Raw genomic sequence first — 17404 nt, forward strand, 5'->3', positions numbered from 1 at the left:
GCGGTCGAGACGTGCGGGACGGTGGGACTGCTGCCATGACCAACTCCCCGTCGCCTCGTGCCAGCGCCAGCTCCCTGGATGGCGACCACCTGCCCACCCCACGCGGGACCGCGGTGCGTGCCGATCGGCTCGAGGTCGGCTACGGCCTCCCCGTGTCGCCGCCCATCGATGTCACGCTCGACATCGGGAGCGCACTGGCGGTGGTGGGGCCGAACGGCTGCGGCAAGTCGACATTCCTGCGGACCGTCGTCGGCCTGCTCCCGCCGGTGTCGGGTGAGGTGCTCGTGCTCGAGGGCGAGGTGGACGACCGCCACAGGGACTTCCGCGCGGACGTGGCCATAGAGCTGGGCGACGACGCGTTCTTCCCCGCGCTCACGGTTCGCGAGCACCTGCTGCTCACCTGCTACGGGCACGGCGTCTCCGATCCCGCCCAGGTGGTGGACGACGAGCTCGGCCACTTCGGGCTCACGGAGCGCGCCGACGCCCTGCCCGCCGCGTTGTCCTCCGGGCAGCGTCGCCGACTCCTGCTGGCCTCGGTGTTCGCCCGGCCGCGGCGGCTGATGGTCCTGGACGAGCCCGAGCAGCGGCTGGACACGGCGATGCGCGGGCACCTCACGCGTCGTCTGATCGAGGAGCGCGACGGTGGCGCCGTGCTCATGGCCACGCACGACGCCCGTCTCGTGGAGGAGGCGGCCACGGCCGTCCTCGTGATGTCCGAGTCCGGGCTGCGCCTCGTCGACCCTGAGGCTGGCGCCCGCATCGTGCGGGACGAGCTGTGAGGACGCCGTGGCGACCACAGTGACCGAGGTCGGGCTCCCGTCCGGCCGCGCCATCCGACGCTGGACCCGGCGCCGCGGGAGGGCCCGCTCCGACGCGCCGCTGTCCGAGTTCTTCGGCGACGTCTACACCGGCGTGTTCGCCGTCGTCATGGCGACGTCGATCGTCATATCGCTCTCATCCGACGTGGCCCGTCAGGGCGGGACGGGTCCGGCGACGCTCCCTGGTCCTGGTCCTGGGCTGCAGGCTGAATGGCTCGTGATGCTCCCCGCCCTCGCTGCGGTCGCCGCCTTCACCGGCGTGGTCGTGCGCCTCGGGCCCTTGGCGCTCTCCGGCCCTGAAGGGGTCTGGTGGCTGCCTCTGGCTGTCGAGCGGCGCACGCTCCTGCGGCCGATGGCTGCCCGCTGGCCGGCGGTGGGGGCGGTCCTGGGCGGGGTCGCCGGCGCGGCCGTCGCAGTCGCGACAGGGAGCCCGGCCATCGTGATCGTCGGGTCGGCCCTGCTCGGCGCCGCCTTCACGGTGGGCCTCGTCATCGCCGCCGGGATGACGCAGAGGGCCCCTGCCACGCACCGCGCTATCCGGGTCTCGGCTGATCTCACGCTTGCCGCGGTCCCGGTGACGGGCCTCGCCGTCGCGTTGGCCGGGGTTCCCGCTCCCGCGCCTGGTCCAGGGCTGGTGACGCCAGCGGTGGTCGCTGCTGCGGTCGCGGTTGCCCTGGCAGCGCGCTGGGAACGGGGACTGGACGCGGTGCCGGGCGCCCATCTGCGCGCGCGAGGCGTGGTCGCGGACGAGGCGCTCGTCGCGGTCCTCTCACTGGACCCCCGAGGGCTGGGCCGGGCGCTCGCCGTCCGCGAGGAGCGCAGCGGGCGGGCGAGGTCGTCATCGATGTCCTGGCTCGCGCGTGTGCCGCGCCGCGCACGCCCCGCGGCGGCTCTCGTCACGGCGGACGCGCTGCTGCTGATGCGCACCCCTCGGCACATCGCGCAGGTCATCCTCAGCGCGACGCTGCCAGGGTTGGCGCTGCTGGCCGCGAAGCCGAGCACCGTGGCCGTGTCAGCCACCGTACTGATCGGCGCGTACGTGGCTGCGCTCGCGGCGGCCGATGGCGCGCGGCAAGCGCACATGAGCCCGGTGCTCGATTCCGCCCTGCCCCTCAGCCATAGCGCCGTGCGGCTATTGCGGCTCGTCGCTCCGACGGTGGTGATGACGGGGTGGATGTCGGCGGTCACGGTGATGGTGGGGTGGCGCCACGGCGACCTGGCGGGGTGGGTGCTCCTGGGTCTGGCCTCGGCGCCCGTGTGGGCCGCCGCCGTGGTGCGGGCGGCTTACCGCCCGCTGCCCGACTTCACGGGGCCGCAGATCGACACGCCGCTGGGCCCGCTCCCACCGGGCGGCTCCGCCGCGATGATGCAGGGCCCGGATGTCGCGCTGGTCGGCGCCAGCCCGTGGGTGGTGGCGCTCCTCATCGGCGCCGTCCCGCCGTTCGTGCTGGTCCTTCAAGCAGTGCTGGCGGCCGCCGCGATCGCCCTCACGGCGCGTCCGAGGAGGACTGTCCCGCCGGGGCGTCGCTGACGGTGTCGGAGGCCCGCACCGCCTGCATCGCACGGCGGCCCGAGGGCGCCAGGACGGCGACCGCGAGCACCACGAGGGTCAGCCCGCCGGCCGCGATCAGCAGGGACTCGACGCGGAACCGGTCCGCGAGGGGCCCCAGCACCGCCATCCCGAACGGCATGGCGAGCGCCATGACGATGCCCACGATGCCGAAGACCCGGCCGTGGCGCTCCGGCTCGACCGTCTCTTGCAGGAGCGTCATCGAGGTGGTCGAGAAGAACGGCACCACCAGTCCCACCAGGAACATGAACCCGAAGAACACCCACATGTTCGTCGACAGGCCCATCGCGATCGACAACCCCCCGAACGCGAACGTGGCGCCCACGATCATGGCCATGCGGTTCTTCAGGCCGCCCCAGGCGGCGAGCAGCACCCCGCCCAGCGTCATGCCGATCGAGAACGCGAGCTCGGTGGCGGTGAGCTTCCAGACCTCCTCGCCGAAGGTGCGGACCACCATGAGCGGGGTGAGGTTCGACGGGGCAACGGCCAGCACGAACACCACGGCGTAGAACCCCAGCAGCCAGCGGACGAACGGGTGCCGGTGGACGTAGCGCAGCCCGTCGACCAGGTCGTCGAAGTAGCCGAGCTTCTCACCCGGGGCCAGATCGGCGCGCACCACCCGGCTGACGTGGATGAGGGCCAGCAGCCCGATCCCGATCGCCGCCGTGACGACGTCGATGAAGAAGATCGCCACGATCGACGCGCTGGCGTAGACGCCGGCGGCGACCGCCGGCGCGAGCAGCATCATGGCGGCCTGGATGGAGCCGTTGATCCCGTTGACCCGCATCAGCTTGGCGGTCGGGACCAGCTGCGGGATCAGCGCCGCGACGGCGGGCGTCTGGATGCCCGCCCCGATGGAGCGGACGGCCAGCGTCGCGTAGATCAGCCACAGGTCGTCGCTGCCCGCCACCATCAGCAGGGCCAGGGCCAGGGTGGTGAGCGCGATCGAGGCGTCGGCCGCCATGATCATGACCTTGCGGTTGAGTCGGTCGGCCCAGACCCCGGCGAAGACCGACACCACCGCCTGCGGCAGGAAGCCGAAGACGGCGGCGAGGGCCAGCACGCTCCCGGACTTCGTCTCGAGCGTGAGGTGCCACATGATCGCGTACTGCACCAGCATCGAGCCGAACAGCGAGATGGTCTGGCCGCCGAGGAACAGGGTGGCGTCTCGCCGCCAGCCGGGCTTGTCGGGCTCCGTGAGGCCGGGGGCCTCGTCGAGGGTCAGCGCGGCTCCTGTCGGGGCCTGGGTCCCGTCCACGGTCGGCGTCGGGTCGGCGTCGGGCGCGGGAGGGATCACCAGATCATCTTGGCGGGCGGCGCGGGCGGACGTCACGCGCTTTGGCGGACGCCCGCCCGCTGCCGCTCGCCGTCGTGAGGCGGCGCGGCGGCACTACGGCGTGGTGACGGACTCCCGCGGCTCAGCGTGCGGGTGGCGGCGCTCGAGGGCGGCGCCCTCCACGTCGACATCAGGCAGCAGGCGGTCGAGCCAGCGCGGCAGCCACCACGCCTTGTCGCCGGCCAGGTGCATGAGCGCCGGCACGAGGAGCATCCGGACGACGAACGCGTCGAGCAGCACGCCGAAGGCCAGCGCGAAGCCGATCGGCCGGATCATCGCGCTGTGGGAGAAGACGAACCCGCCGAACACCGAGACCATGATGATCGCCGCGGCGGTGACGACAGCCCGGCCGGCCCGTGCGCCCTCGACGATGGCGCGGCGCGCGGGCGCCCCGTGGGCGTACGCCTCCCGCATGCCCGAGCCGAGGAACAGCTGGTAGTCCATCGCCAGCCCGAACAGGATCCCGACCAGCAGCGTGGGCAGGAAGTTCAGGATCGGCCCGGGGGAGTCGACCCCGAACACGCCGCTGAGCCAGCCCCACTGGTAGATGGCCACGACCCCGCCCAGCGCGGCGAAGAAGGACAGGATGAACCCGAAGGTGGCGATCACCGGGACCAGGATCGAGCGGAACACGATGATCAGGATGATCAGCGAGAGCCCCACGACAACGCCCAGGTAGACCGGCAGCGCGCTGGACAGCTTGTCGGAGATGTCGATGTTGCCGCTGGCCTGCCCAGCCACCCCCAGCTCGACCTGGCCGTCGATGGGCGGCAGGTCGCGCAGCGCGTGCACCAGGTCCGCGGTGGACTCGGCGGTGGGGCCGTCGGCGGGGACCACCTGGAACGCCGCGAGCGACAAGTCCTCCGCGGCGCCGATCGGCGCGACCGCCACCACCCCGTCCTGTGCGAACAGCTCGTCGGCGACCTGCGCCTGGTAGGCCAGGGCCTGGTCCTCGGTGGTCCCCTCCGGCAGGTCGGCGACGACCAGCAGCGGCCCGTTCTGCCCGGCGCCGAACTTCTCCGCCACCGTCGAGTACGCCTGGTACTGCGTCGAGTCGGGCGCCTCCGAGGAGCCGTCGGGCAGGTTGAGCTGCAACGAGGTGGCGGGCAGCGCGACGACCACCAGCGCGCCGACGCAGGCGAGGGCCCGGAGCACGGCGCCCCGGGTGGACATCGGCGTCGCCGGGGCGGCCTGCGGGGTGGGGCCGGCGCCCGGGGCGTTGTGCGCGGCGCCCAGGCGGGCGCGCTCACGGCGGCTGAGGATGCGCATGCCGACGAGCGAGAGCAGCGCCGGCGTCAGGGTGATCGCGATGAGGACGGCGACCAGGATGCACCCGGCCGCGACGGTGCCCATGAGCCCCAGGAACGGGATGCCGGTGACGTTGAGCGCGAGCAGCGCGATGAGCACCGTGGCGCCCGCGAACACCACCGCGTTCCCCGAGGTGCCGTTCGCCAGCGCGATGGACTCCCGGACGTCGTAGCCCTGCTTGAGCTGGCGGCGGTGCCTGTTGATGATGAACAGCGAGTAGTCGATGCCCACGGCCAGGCCGAGCATCACCCCGAGGATGGGGGTCACCGACACCATGTCGACGACGCCCGAGAAGGACATCGCGGCGAGCACCCCGATGCCGACGCCGATCAGCGCGGTCAGCAGGGGGAGTCCTGCGCCGACCAGCGTCCCCAGCATGACCACCAGCACGATCGCGGCGACCACCAGGCCGACGATCTCGCCGACGCCGAGGAGCTCGGGCACCGCGGCGGTGAGCTCGGACGAGACGTCGGTCTCGACGCCGGGCACTGCGTCGCCCGGGAAGATGGCGGTGACGGCGTCCTTGGTCTCCTGGGTGACGGCCATCTGCTGCTCGGTGAACATCACGGTGGCGATCGCGGCGCTGCCGTCCTCGGAGACGGTGCGGATCTCGGACGCCATCTTGAGCAGCGACGCGCCTTGGGCCAGCTGGGCGGCCTGCGCGTCGAGCTCGGCGCGGCCGGCGTCGAGCGCCTCCTGCTGGGCGTCGATCGCGGCCTGCTGGGCGTCGAGCTGCGGTTGGGCCTGGGCGAGCATCCCGCCGACCTCGGCCTGGACGCGTGCCGCGTCGAGCTGGCCCTGGGCTGCGTCGAGCTGCGCCTGCCCGGCGTCGAGCTCCGCGCGGGCGGCGACGAGCTGGGCGGCCCCGCCGTCGATCTGCTGCTGCTGCTCGGCACGTTGCGCCTCGGTGGCGAACGGGTCGACCACGGTCTCGACGCCGTCGACCTGCGACGCCTCCGCGACCTTGGCGCTGATGGCCGCCTGCTGCTCCGGGGTGAGCGCCGAGCCGTCGTCGGTGCTGAACACGACGCTCCCGGTGCCGCCGGAGGCCTCGGGGAACGCGGTCTGCAGGCGTGCGGTGACCTCCTCGGTGGGGGTTCCGGGGATGGTGAAACTGCTGGCCAGGGTGCCCGCGCCGACCAGGTAGGCGGCGCCGACCCCGACGAGGACGACGAGCCAGGCGACGATGACCGTGCGGGCGCGTCGTGCGGCCGTGCGGCCGAGGCGGTACAGGAGCTCTGCCATGGGGGTCCTTCGCGAGGTGGTCGTGCGGGGGGCGGTGGGGGAGTCAGCGAGCGGGAGGCGGGCCGGCGCTGGAGCCGCGCGCCGTCTGGATGAGCCGATCCACCAGGGCGGACCAGACGGCGCGTGACTCCGGGTCGTCGCTCGCGCCCGTCTCGTCGGCCCATCGGCGCTGGATCACGGCCAGCCCGCCGATCAGCGACGCGATCAGCACGTCGACATCGAAAGGGTCCACCTCGGGGTGGCGCCGTGCCATCTGGGCGGAGAGCCGCTCGCTGACGTCCGAGGCGGCGCGCAGCATCAGCTGGGCCTGCCGCGGGGAGGTCCGCGCGCCACCGGCGCCGACGACGCGGGTCAGGTAGGACAGCGGGGTGACGAGATCCGCGCTGCGGAGCAGCTGGGCGAGCTCGTCGAGCAGCGTGGCGCCGTCGGGCGCGGGAGAGCCTTGCAGCCCGGAGGCGAAGTCGTCGACGGCGGGTCCCAGGACGTCCACGCACACCGCGGTGACGACGTCCTCCAACGACCCGAAGTGGTTGAACACGGTGCGCCGCGACACGTCGGCCCGTTCGGCGAGCTGCTCGACGGTGAAGGAGGTGCCGCCGGTCTCGCGGGTCAGGGCCGCCGCCGCCTCGACGATCGCACGGCGGTGGCGCTCCTTGAGCGCCGCGCGGCGGTCGGTGGGCGGCGCAGTCATGGGATGACCATAGGCGGGTAGTTGCACTCAGTGCAACGGCAACGGTGGACGCGCTGCCGCGAGCCCTCCGCGCTCCATGGTGGGACGCTGGAAGCCTGCCCACCTCGGAGGCGAGACATGAGCATGCCGACCTACCCGTTGCGCATCGAGGGCCGCATCGACCCGGGCCTGAGCCGGTGGCTGTGGCTGCTGAAGTGGCTGCTCGTCATCCCGCACGTCATCGTGCTGCTGGTGCTGTGGCTCGTCTTCGCCGTGCTGACGTTCGTCGCCTTCGTGATGATCCTGGTGACGGCCCGCTACCCCCGGCCGCTGTTCGACTTCAACGTGGGCGTGCTGCGCTGGGGCTGGCGGGTGTCCTTCTACTCGTACGGAGTCCTGGGCACCGACCGCTACCCGCCGTTCACCCTGGCCGACGTGCCCGACTACCCGGCCCGCCTGACCGTCGACTACCCCGAGCGCCTCTCCCGCGGGCTGGTGCTCGTCAAGTGGTGGCTGCTCGTCTTCCCGCAGGCGCTCGTGACCACGATCCTCGTCGGGGGCTCCGTGTGGGCCAGCAACTCCTGGGACGAGGGCGGCTCGCAGGTGTGGCAGTCGAACCCCGGGTTGATCCCGCTGCTCGTCCTGTTCTCCGCCGTCGCGCTGCTGTGCAACGGCCGGTACCCGAGCTCGCTGTTCGACCTGGTCGTGGGGCTGCAGCGATGGACGATGCGGGTCAGCGCCTACGCCGCGCTGATGACCGACGAGTACCCGCCGTTCCGCCTCGACCAGGGCGGGGACGACCCGCCGATGGGTCCAGGCCTGCCTGCGGGACCCCCGCCCCAGGCCGGGTCCGCCTAGCGCGCGGGCGCCTCGTCGCCCGTCACCGCGCCGCCCGCTGGCCGAGGTGCGCGGCGAGCTCGTCGAGGGCGCTGCCCCACCCCTCGTGGACGCCGGCCTCCTCGAGGGCGGGGTCGACGCCGCGCAGGTCGAACGTCATGCGCGTGCCCGAGCCCGCGGCCTCGAAGGTCACGGTGATCAGCGGGGCGTCGTCGGGGTCCGCCTCCGGGCGTCCCCAGGTGAAGGCGAGCCGCTGGGGCTCCTCGACCTCGCGGTAGACACCCCCGGTGGGGTACCGCTCGCCCGTCTCGTCGTCGACCATCGTGTACGCGTACCGCCCGCCGACGCGCGCGTCGATCGAGACGGTCTCGCGTGGGGTGTGGACGCCGCGCGGGTGCCACCAGGCGGCGGCCTCGTCCGGGTCGGTCCATGCCTGCCACAGGTCCTGCGGGGTGGCGTCGAAGTCGCGCACGATGGTGAAGCCCTGCGTCATGTCGATCATGGCTGGTCCTCTCTGCGTGAGCGGAGGTGCTGCTCGAGGATGTCGAAGCGCTCGGTCCAGTCGGCGCGGTGGCGGGCGATCCACGCGGAGGCGTCGTCGAGCCCCTCCTCGCGGGCGGCGCACACCCGCCACTGCGCGTCCACCGTGCGGGTGAGCAGCCCGGCGGCCTCGAGGACCGCCAGGTGCTGGGACACGGCCGGCCTGCTGATCGGGTAGTGCTCTGCCAGCTCGCCCACGGTGAGCGGGCGTTCGGCCAGTCGCGTGAGGATGTCCCTGCGGGTGGGGTCGGCCAGGGCGCTGAACACCCGGCTCAGGGGATCGCCCGCGGCCCGCACGGTCATCATCTCCTTATGTAAGCGAACACTTACAGGCTAGCGCGGGCGGTGCGGGTGCGCGAGGTCTCGCGGTCGCGGGCCTGTGCCGCCGGTAGTATCCGAGGCCGTCCCCCGACGTCCGAGCGCGGAGCGGGGGCGTGGCGTGCGCGGAGGCGACGCGCGACGGACACGACCGTGATGTCGGACAGACGGGGGCGCGACGCCGATGGGCACCGACTCGGGTGCGTGGGAACGACCCGGACGCTCGGTCGGCGTGCGGGATGTCGCCGCGATGGCCGGCGTCTCGCTCGGCACCGTCTCGAACGTGATGAACCACCCCGAGCGTGTCGGGCCGGAGACGCGCGACCGGGTCACGGTGGCGATGCGCTCGCTGGGGTTCGTGCCCTCGCGCGCGGCAGGGCAGCTGCGCAGCCGACGGTCGGAGCTCATCGGCGTAGTCGTGCCCGACGTGGGCAATCCGTTCTGGGCGACCATGCTGCGCGGCGTGGAGACGGTGGCGGACGGGGCCGGGCTGACCATGGTGGTGGGGTCCACGCACCAGGACCCCGAGCGTCAGCGGCACGTGCTGCACGTCCTTGAGAGCCAGGGCGTCGACGGCCTGGTGATCGCGCCGATCGTGGACCGGGCGGCGGACTGGGGCTCGTTCGAGGATCGCCGCTTCGGCGTGGTGACGCTCGAGCGGCAGGCGGCCGGCTCCGCGGGGGCATGGGTGAGCCTGGACAACGTCGAGGGGGCACGGCTGGCCATGGGCCATCTGCTCGACCTGGGGCACCGGCGCATCGCGCTGGTGAACGGCCCGTCCTCGGTCTCCTGGTGCGCCGAGCGCCGTGCGGGCGTGGTGACCGCGATGGCCGAGCGAGGCCTCGGCGAGGCCGACGTGCTCGTCGACGTGGTGGTCGACGACCTGACAGTCTCGGAGGGTGCGGCGGCGATCGCGCCGCTGCTGGACGACCGGAGCGTCAGCGCGGTGATGTGCGTCAACGACATGCTGGCGCTCGGCGCGCTGCTGGCGATGCAGGAGCGCGGGCTTCGCGTGCCGCAGGACGTGGCCTTGGTGGGGTACGACGACGCCGACTTCGCGCCTGCCCTGAACCCGCCTCTGACCACCGTGCGGCAGCCCGCGTATGACATGGGGGTCGCTGCCGCAGGGCTGCTGCTGCGCGCCGACCAGCGGGCCCCCGGTGAGCATGTGGAGTTCGAGCCCCAGCTGGTGATCCGAGGATCGAGCGGTCCCGCACCCGGATGATTCGTCCAGCCCGACCCGGTTCGCGCGGCGCCGTCACCGAACTGTGACCTGCCTCAGTTGACTTCGGACGGCGTGCGAGTCAGTCTTGAACCGGTTCAGCGTGAACCGGTTCAACGCCAGTCGCGCCGCGCCGCACCTGTGCCGATGACGCCACTCGCGTCGAGGCACCCGCACGATCCAACGGAGGATTCTGTGACCCGGGACCACGTGAGCCGTCGCGAGTACGACGAGTGGCTCAACGAGGCGGCGAGCCTCGCCCGCGCGCTGCGCTACCCCATTACCCCGGAGATGGTGAACGACAGCGCTGGCATCATCTTCGGCGACGACCAGTATGAGGCCTTCACGAACGGCCTGTGGTCCCGCGAGCCCTACGAGCTCATGGTGATCTTCGAGTCGCTCAACGAGGCGGCCGTGGACGGCCTGCCCGCGGCGGGCGCCGCGCACGCCGAGTACAGCGGCCTGTGCGACAAGCTGATGATCGTGCACCCGGGCAAGTTCTGCCCTCCGCACTTCCACCAGCGCAAGACGGAGAGCTACGAGGTCGTCCTCGGCGAGATGGAGGTCTTCTACTCGCCCACCCCCGTCGCCGTCGGCGACGAGGAGGTCCTCTCGTTCAGCCCGATGCCCGCTGGCGAGCCGTGGCCCGAGGGCGTCGCCCTCGCCGCCGGGCGCGAGGACTCCTACGCCGAGCTCACCAGCTATGCGCGCCTGCGCGCTGGCGATCCCAAGTTCGTCATGCACCGTAAGCACCTGCACGCCTTCCGGTGCCCGGCCGACTCTCCGGTTCCCCTCGTGGTGCGAGAGGTCTCGACCTACAGCCACGAGCCCACCGAGCACGCCCACGACAAGCCGGCGCCGCTGCCGTCCTGGTCGGGCCTGCACGACAACGCGTTCGTGTCCCCGGCCGCCAACAGCGGTCGCCTCACGACCGTCATCCGCTGACCGGCCCGGTCCGCGCCCCACCGAATTTGCCCCACCCGTCAAAGGAGACACCCCGTGCGTAACCTGACTCGTGCCGTCGCGCTCGCCGCGACCGCCGGCCTCATGCTCACCGCCTGCGCCAGCGGCGCGGACGACAGCAGCAGCACCAATTCGCCGGCGCCCGCCGCCGACGTGAAGTTCGAGGCCAAGGACCCGCTGACCATCGGCTACTCGGTCTACGACCTGCAGAACCCCTACTGGCAGTCGTACACGGCCGGAGTCAAGGCCGGCGCCGAGGCCGCAGGGGTCGGTGTGGTCGTCGTCGACCAGAAGTCCGACCAGGGCCAGCAGGTCTCCGGCAGCCTCGACCTCATCAACCAGGGCATCTCCGGCCTCATCGTCACGCCCGTGCAGCCCTCCGCGCTGCCGTCGACCATCGACGCGGCGCACGACGCCAAGATCCCCGTGGTCATCGCCGACATCGGCGTGGCCGGCGACTACGACGCCTACATCCAGTCGAACAACGCGAACGGCGGCGCCCTCGCCGCGGAGTACGTCATCGAGCAGCTCGGTGAGGCGCCCGGCCCGCACAAGGTCGGCGTCATCGAGCTGCACGCCGGCTCGGTCGTCGGCGAGGAGCGGGTCAGCGAGTTCGTCTCGATCCTCGGCGACCACGAGAACTTCGAGATCGTCTCGAGCCTCGACGGCAACGACACCGTCGACGGCGGTTTCGCGGCGGCCCAGGACATGCTGTCCGCCAACCCTGACCTCGAGGTCATCTACGCGGCCAACGACGACTCGGCCATCGGGGCCCAGCGCGCCATGGAGACCGCCGGCAAGTCCGTCGCGGACGGCTTCATCCTCATCGGCTTTGACGGCGCGGACGGCGCCCTCGACCTGATCGAGCAGGGCCTGATGAGCGCGACGGTCGCGCAGGACCCGTACGGCCAGGGCATCAAGGCCGTCGAGACCATCCTCGCCCTGCTCGAGGGCGACGACGCCGGTTACGACGACGCCGCCACACGCACGGTGTTCTTCCCGGTGGAGATCGTCACCTCCGCCAACCTCGCGGAGTTCCGCACCGCGCTCGCCGCGAAGAAGTGACCCACCGCCGGGGCGAGGACGGCACGCCGTCCTCGCCCCGGCGATCTCTCGGAGGAAGGACCCCGATGTCTGCGGTGCTGCAGGTCGTCGACGTAGTACAGGAGTACCCGGGCGTCCGGGCGCTCAAGGGCGTGTCGCTCGAGCTGGCGGCCGGGCAGGTGCTTGGGCTCGTCGGTGAGAACGGCGCCGGCAAGAGCACGCTCATCCGGATCCTCGGCGGGATCGAGCAACCGGTCCGCGGCGAGGTGAAGGTCAAGGGCGAGCCCCGGTCCTTCCGCAGCTCGGCGGACTCCCAGGCCGCGGGGATCAGCGTGGTCAGCCAGGAGTTCCGGCTGGTGGCCCAGCTCTCCGTCGCCGACAACGTCTTCCTCGGCCACGAGATGACCAGCGGTGGCGTGGTCAGCCGGTCGCGCACCCGCGCCCGCGCGGCTGAGCTGCTCGAGCAGCTCGGGCTGGACCTCGACCCCGACCGTCCGGTGTCGTCACTGACCGTGGGCGACCGCCAGATGGTCGAGATCGCCCGGGCGCTGTCACGCGAGTTCGACGTGCTGATCATGGACGAGCCCACCGCGGCGCTCAACGGCGCCGAGATCACCCGGCTGCACGGGATCGTGAGCCGGCTCGCCGCGCAGGGCAAGGCGATCGTCTACGTCTCGCACCACCTCGATGAGATCTTCACGATCTGTCATGACGTCGCTGTGCTGCGCGACGGCGAGCTGGTCGCCCAGGCGCCCACCGGCGAGCTCGACGAGCCCCGCCTCGTCGAGCACATGCTGGGCCGCAAGCCGCAGGCGTACGAGCGGGCGAGCGGCTCCGAGGCGGCGGGGGCCGAGGTGCGGCTGCAGGTCACCGACCTCAAGGTCCCCGGCGTGGCGTCGCCCTTCACCCTGTCCGTCCGCGGCGGGGAGATCGTCGGGCTCGCGGGCCTGGTGGGCTCCGGCCGCACCGAGCTGACCCGGGCCCTGTTCGGCGACCTCGCCGCGCTTGGTGGCCAGGTGCACGTCGACGGCCGTCCCGTGAGGCTGCGCAACAGCCGCGAGGCCGTCCGCAACGGCGTGTTCATGCTCAGCGAGGACCGCAAGGGCGAGGGCATCCTGCCTCACCTGGACGTCACCGAGAACGCGATGGTCTCGCGTGACCGCTCGGGGCTGCCGCTGCTGCAGCGCCTGCTGCCGATGGCCCGCGACGAGCGCGCCAACTTCAGCAAGCTCCGCGAGGACATGCGCATCCGCGTGCCGCACGGACGCCAGCTGATCGGCAACCTCTCGGGCGGCAACCAGCAGAAGGTCCTGCTCGGCCGTGCTCTGCTGTCCGGCTGCTCGGTGCTGCTGCTCAACGAGCCCACCCGAGGCGTCGACGTCGGCGCGAAGGTCGACATCTACCAGCTCATCAAGCAGCTCGCCGACGCGGGGGTCGCCGTTGTCGTGTCGAGCTCCGACGCGCCCGAGCTCGCCGCGATCGCCGACCGGTGCAGCGTGTACTTCGCCGGGCGACAGGTCGCCGAGCTGCACGGCCGCGACGTGACCGAGGACAACATCGTCAGTGCGTCCGTCGGCCAGACCGCGCAGGAGGCCCCCCATGTCTGAGACCACCGTCAACCCGGTCGACCCGACCACCACCGCAGCGCTCGTCGCCGACGAGCGCGCCCGGTCCGCCGAGCGGGCCCGCCGCGCGGACTCCCGCCGGCGCCTGATGCAGAACGCCGGCGTCGTCATCCCCTTCTTGCTCGTGCTGGTCGCGGGGCTCGCTGTGGTGCCGAACTTCGCCTCCTCCTCGAATGTCACCAACATGCTGGTGAACGCCGCGATCCTCGCGATCGTCGGGTACGGCATGACCCTCGTGATCGCGGTGCGCGGCATCGACCTGTCCGTCGGCTCGGCGCAGGCGCTGGCCGCCTGCATCGCCGCGGCCGCGGTCAACTCCGCGGGCCCGCTGGTCGGGGCGATCGTCGGCGTGGCGGTGGGCGCGGGGCTTGGACTCGTCAACGGCCTCCTGGTCACCCAGCTCCGGGTGCCCGGCTTCGTCGCGACGCTCAGCACCATGAGCGTGTTCCGGGGCCTCGTGCTGCTGTTCACCGGCGGCGCCCCGATCATGATCGCCTCGGGCGGCTTCAAGTCAGTCGCGACCAGCTCCGTGCTGGGGATTCCGATGCCGTTCCTGGTGGCGGCCCTGCTCGGCGTCGGCATGTGGTTCGTGCTGGACCGCATGCGCTTTGGCAAGCACGTCGTGGCCGTGGGCGGCAGCCCCGAGGCGGCGGTCGACACCGGCATCAGCGTGAACCGCGTGCTCCTGACGGCCTACCTGGTCGCCGGCGCCTCCGCGGGCATCGGCGGGGTGCTGCTGGCCAGCCAACTGGGCGTGGTCAACGGCTCGATCGCCTCCGGGCTGGAGCTCCAGGCCATCGCGATCGTCGTGCTCGGCGGCACCAGCATGGCCGGCGGCCGGCCGCGCATCGTGGGCACGTTCATCGCGGCGCTGCTGCTGACGATGATCAACTCCGGCCTCAACCTGCTCAACGTCCCGTCGTTCTACCAGTACGTCGCGCTCGGCGCCCTCCTCGTGTTCGCGCTCAGCATCGACGGCGCCCAGCGTGCCGCAGTCCGCCGCATGCTCGAAGGGAGGCTCTCGTGACCACCACCGACACCGTCACCACGACACCCGGCCCCGTGGGCCCTGCGTCCGACCAGGACGGTCCCGGCATCCGCCAGGCGCTCGTGCAGTTCGCCTCTCGGCAGTACCTCGTGGCGGTGCTCGTCGTGCTCTGCGTGGCCGTCGGGCTCGCGAAGCCCGCCTTCTGGGGCACCGGCAACCTGTCGAACGTCCTGTTCCAGGCGTCGTTCGTCGGCCTGGCCGCCTGCGGCATGACACTCCTGATCGCCGGTGGGCTGCTCGACCTGTCTGTCGGGGGCGTGATCGCCGTCAGCTCGATCGCCGTGGCGACTGTGCTGCCGCACACCACCATCGGTGGGGCCATCGCGCTCGCACTGCTGATCGGCGCGGTGCTGGGCCTGGTCAACGGGCTCCTCGTGACGTACGTCAAGATCGCGCCGTTCATCGCGACGCTGGGCACGCTGTACCTGTTCTTGGGGCTCGCGTTCATCTGGACCTCCGGCAAGGTCGTGCCCATCACGTCGAGCAACTTCCGGGCGACCACCACCGGCAAGCTCGGGTGGCTCCCGGTGCCGTTCCTGGTGTTCGTGGTGCTGGCGGTGCTCACTTTCCTGCTGCTGCAGCGCACGTACTTCGGGCGGACCGTGCGAGCGTTCGGCTCCAACGAGCGGGCCGCCGTGCTCGCGGGCCTGCCCGTCAACCGCGCCAAGGTCGTCGTGTTCGTCGTCGCCGGCGTGTGCTTCGCGCTGGCGGGGGTGTTCATGGCCGGGCGGCTCTCGTCCGCCGAGGGCAACATGGCCACCGGTTTCGAGATGAACGTGATCGCTGCGGTCGTGGTCGGCGGCACGGCGCTGCGCGGGGGCCGGGGCACGATGTTCGGCACCGTCGTGGGGTCCATCCTGTTCGCGGTGCTGGCCAACGCGCTCAACCTGCTGGGCGTCGCGTCGTACTGGCAGTACGTGCTGACCGGCGCGGTGCTCATCGCCGCCATCGCGGTCGGCGCCCGGCGGTCCTCGGCCGCCGAGGTGCGCGGAGCCGGCTGATGGGGTTCGGAGCGGACTCAGCCCCGATCGGCGACGACGTGCGCCGTCTCGTGGGTGCCCCCGACCAGCTCGTCTCGGTGGACCGCCTGGTCCGCGACGAGGGGCCCGGCCGGGGGGCCCCGGTGCTCGTGGTCCGCAACCCGCGGGGCATCTCGTTCGAGGTGCTGCTCGACCGGGCGCTCGACCTGGGCTGGGCTGACGCGCCCGGCCTGCCGCTGGCGTGGCGCTCTGCGCGGGGCCCTGTGGAGTCCTCGCGCCACGAGCCCGAGGGCGCGGGCTGGACCCGCACCTTCGGCGGCGGCCTCCTGAGCACGTGCGGCCTGGCCTCGACGGGGGCGCCGTCCACGGTGGACGGCACGCATCACGGGCTGCACGGCCGGGTGGGCCACGTCCCCGCCGAGAACGTGCGCTGGGGCCTGGTCCCCGATGGCGACGGCCTCGCCGTGGAGGTCACGGGCGACGTGGTCGAGACCGCCCTGGGGGCGCCGACCCTGCGCCTGCGTCGGCGCATCGTCGCCAGCACGGACCGGCCCGAGGTGCGTGTCGAGGACGTCGTCACCAACGACGGATTCGGCCCTGCCGCCCACATGTTCCGCCACCACCTCAACCTCGGGTACCCGCTGGTCGGGCCCGGGACGGTGGTGACCGCGACAGCCGAGCCACTCGCCGAGCGTGACAAGCCTGGCGAGGAGCCGCGCGAGCTGCCGTGGGCGCTGGACCTGGGCGCCGACAGCTCCGAGCCCGAGGTGGTCCTGTACTGCGCGCCTGAGCCTGGCCCCACGGCCAGCGTCATGGTGATGTCGCCCGACGGCGCCTGGGCGCAGATCGAGCAGGGTGTCGAGGGGTGGCCGCTGCTGGTGCTGTGGCGTGACGCGAAGCCGGGCGTCAACGTCCTGGGGGTCGAGCCGTCGACGTCTCGCGACGGCGGGCGCGCTCAGGCGGAGGAGGACGGCGAGGTCGTGTGGCTGGCCCCGGGAGAGTCGCGCGGCTACACCACGGTGGTTCGCGCCGGGCGCTGATTCCCGCGCCGATGGGGTGAACATCGCTCCTGACCTGCGGGGACGCTGGACTAAGGTCCCATTGACGCACCGTCAATAGGCCCTTGGATGTCCCTGACGGCCCCCGCCCGGACCCCGGGAGAACGGCGCGGCCGCGCATGAGGGGCGGCGGATCGTGGGACGCACGGGCGGATCAGGCGCCACGCGGACGGTCATGGACCCCGACGACCGGCGCGAGGCGATCATCGCCGCGGCACGGGAGCTCTTCGCCGAGCAGGGGGTCGGGCGCACGTCCATCGCGGACGTCGCCGCCCGGGCCGGGATCACCCGCGGGCTCGTCTACCACTACCTGACCGACAAGGACACGTTGGTCGAGGTGGTCCTGGACCGGCACATCGACGAGTTCGTCGAGGACCTGCGGCGCTGGGACTCCGAGCGCGAGGTGGGCAACATCGACAAGGCGCTCGCGGACTGCGTCGCGGTGTTCCGCCGCCACCTCGGTCCCGTCGCGCCGACCGGCGCCCTGCCCCGCATCGAGGACGCCCGGCTGTACAGCCGGTTCGTCGACCGCGCCGTGCGCGCGCTCGTCGAGTGCCTGCAGGACACCACCGTGGCGGCCTACGCCCAGCGGCACCGCATCAAGATCGACCACGTCCCCGAGACGTTCTACGTGCTGATCCACGGCCTGATCGGCCTCGCCGGGTCTGACGGGCAGGTCAGCGACCGCGTCCTGATGGACATCATCCGCCAGACCCTGCACCTCGATCCGAGCGATCCCCCCACCCCGTCCTCGCAGGGAGCGGCGTGCCCGCCCCTGCGGGATGCGCCACCCCATCCCCCCGAGCTCGAAGGCGAGTGAAG

16 protein-coding genes are annotated in these 17404 nt (G+C 72.3%); 11 read left to right on the forward strand and 5 right to left on the reverse strand.

The genetic code is table 11. The features are described 5' to 3' along the window. Positions 1 to 35 precede the first annotated feature (35 nt). Entirely contained in the window at positions 36 to 779 is a 744-nt protein-coding gene (locus tag NP064_RS01760; protein ID WP_227568238.1) for an ABC transporter ATP-binding protein, read from the forward strand. Positions 780 to 786: 7 nt separating this feature from the next. Beyond that, the gene (locus tag NP064_RS01765) at positions 787 to 2349 is read left to right on the forward strand and encodes a DUF6297 family protein (protein WP_227568237.1); all 1563 of its coding nucleotides are present in this window, start codon (positions 787 to 789) and stop codon (positions 2347 to 2349) included. Here NP064_RS01765 and NP064_RS01770 read toward each other — a convergent pair. From NP064_RS01770 to NP064_RS01780, 3 genes are all read right to left on the reverse strand, one after another. Further along, positions 2306 to 3685: an MFS transporter gene (locus NP064_RS01770; protein WP_227568236.1), complete on the reverse strand. Its 1380-nt coding sequence runs from the start codon at positions 3683 to 3685 to the stop codon at positions 2306 to 2308. The genes NP064_RS01765 and NP064_RS01770 overlap by 44 nt on opposite strands. Before the next feature lie 93 nt (positions 3686 to 3778). Then, positions 3779 to 6277, reverse strand: a complete 2499-nt coding sequence (locus tag NP064_RS01775; protein WP_227568235.1) for an MMPL family transporter — start codon at positions 6275 to 6277, stop codon at positions 3779 to 3781. Between the two features lie 43 nt (positions 6278 to 6320). Next, positions 6321 to 6968, reverse strand: a complete 648-nt coding sequence (locus NP064_RS01780; RefSeq protein ID WP_227568234.1) for a TetR/AcrR family transcriptional regulator — start codon at positions 6966 to 6968, stop codon at positions 6321 to 6323. 117 nt (positions 6969 to 7085) lie between these two features. Here NP064_RS01780 and NP064_RS01785 point away from each other — a divergent pair, with 117 nt between their 5' ends. Next, positions 7086 to 7805: a DUF4389 domain-containing protein gene (locus NP064_RS01785; RefSeq protein ID WP_227568233.1), complete on the forward strand. Its 720-nt coding sequence runs from the start codon at positions 7086 to 7088 to the stop codon at positions 7803 to 7805. Positions 7806 to 7827: 22 nt separating this feature from the next. Here the strand turns inward: NP064_RS01785 and NP064_RS01790 are convergent, their stop codons facing one another. Then, on the reverse strand, positions 7828 to 8286 hold the full coding sequence (locus NP064_RS01790) for an SRPBCC family protein (protein WP_227568232.1): 459 nt from the start codon (positions 8284 to 8286) through the stop codon (positions 7828 to 7830). Further along, positions 8283 to 8630, reverse strand: a complete 348-nt coding sequence (locus NP064_RS01795; protein WP_308015324.1) for an ArsR/SmtB family transcription factor — start codon at positions 8628 to 8630, stop codon at positions 8283 to 8285. The genes NP064_RS01790 and NP064_RS01795 overlap by 4 nt, the downstream gene beginning before the upstream one ends. Positions 8631 to 8874: 244 nt before the next feature. Between NP064_RS01795 and NP064_RS01800 the strand changes: the two genes are divergently transcribed. The 8 genes from NP064_RS01800 to NP064_RS01835 all read left to right on the forward strand — a co-directional run bounded on the left by NP064_RS01800 (position 8875) and on the right by NP064_RS01835 (position 17402). Beyond that, on the forward strand, positions 8875 to 9867 hold the full coding sequence (locus NP064_RS01800) for a LacI family DNA-binding transcriptional regulator (protein ID WP_227568230.1): 993 nt from the start codon (positions 8875 to 8877) through the stop codon (positions 9865 to 9867). 192 nt (positions 9868 to 10059) lie between these two features. Then, entirely contained in the window at positions 10060 to 10809 is a 750-nt protein-coding gene (locus NP064_RS01805; RefSeq protein WP_227568229.1) for a cupin domain-containing protein, read from the forward strand. Positions 10810 to 10863: 54 nt separating this feature from the next. Continuing rightward, positions 10864 to 11892 (forward strand): substrate-binding domain-containing protein, encoded by a 1029-nt coding sequence (locus NP064_RS01810; protein WP_227568228.1) that lies wholly within the window; start codon positions 10864 to 10866, stop codon positions 11890 to 11892. A 65-nt stretch (positions 11893 to 11957) separates the two neighbouring features. Further along, entirely contained in the window at positions 11958 to 13478 is a 1521-nt protein-coding gene (locus tag NP064_RS01815; RefSeq protein ID WP_227568227.1) for a sugar ABC transporter ATP-binding protein, read from the forward strand. Next, entirely contained in the window at positions 13471 to 14523 is a 1053-nt protein-coding gene (locus NP064_RS01820; protein WP_227568226.1) for an ABC transporter permease, read from the forward strand. The genes NP064_RS01815 and NP064_RS01820 overlap by 8 nt, the downstream gene beginning before the upstream one ends. Continuing rightward, the gene (locus NP064_RS01825; protein WP_227568225.1) at positions 14520 to 15545 is read left to right on the forward strand and encodes an ABC transporter permease; all 1026 of its coding nucleotides are present in this window, start codon (positions 14520 to 14522) and stop codon (positions 15543 to 15545) included. Before NP064_RS01820 ends, NP064_RS01825 begins: the two co-directional genes overlap by 4 nt. Beyond that, a complete protein-coding gene (locus tag NP064_RS01830; RefSeq protein ID WP_227568224.1) occupies positions 15545 to 16564 on the forward strand; it encodes a DUF4432 family protein in 1020 nt (339 codons plus the stop codon). The genes NP064_RS01825 and NP064_RS01830 overlap by 1 nt, the downstream gene beginning before the upstream one ends. Before the next feature lie 193 nt (positions 16565 to 16757). Then, entirely contained in the window at positions 16758 to 17402 is a 645-nt protein-coding gene (locus tag NP064_RS01835; protein ID WP_227568223.1) for a TetR/AcrR family transcriptional regulator, read from the forward strand. The last annotated feature ends 2 nt before the right edge of the window (positions 17403 to 17404 follow it).

Origin of the sequence: Cellulomonas chengniuliangii (assembly GCF_024508335.1) — a bacterium.
GTDB lineage: Bacteria > Actinomycetota > Actinomycetes > Actinomycetales > Cellulomonadaceae > Cellulomonas_A > Cellulomonas_A chengniuliangii.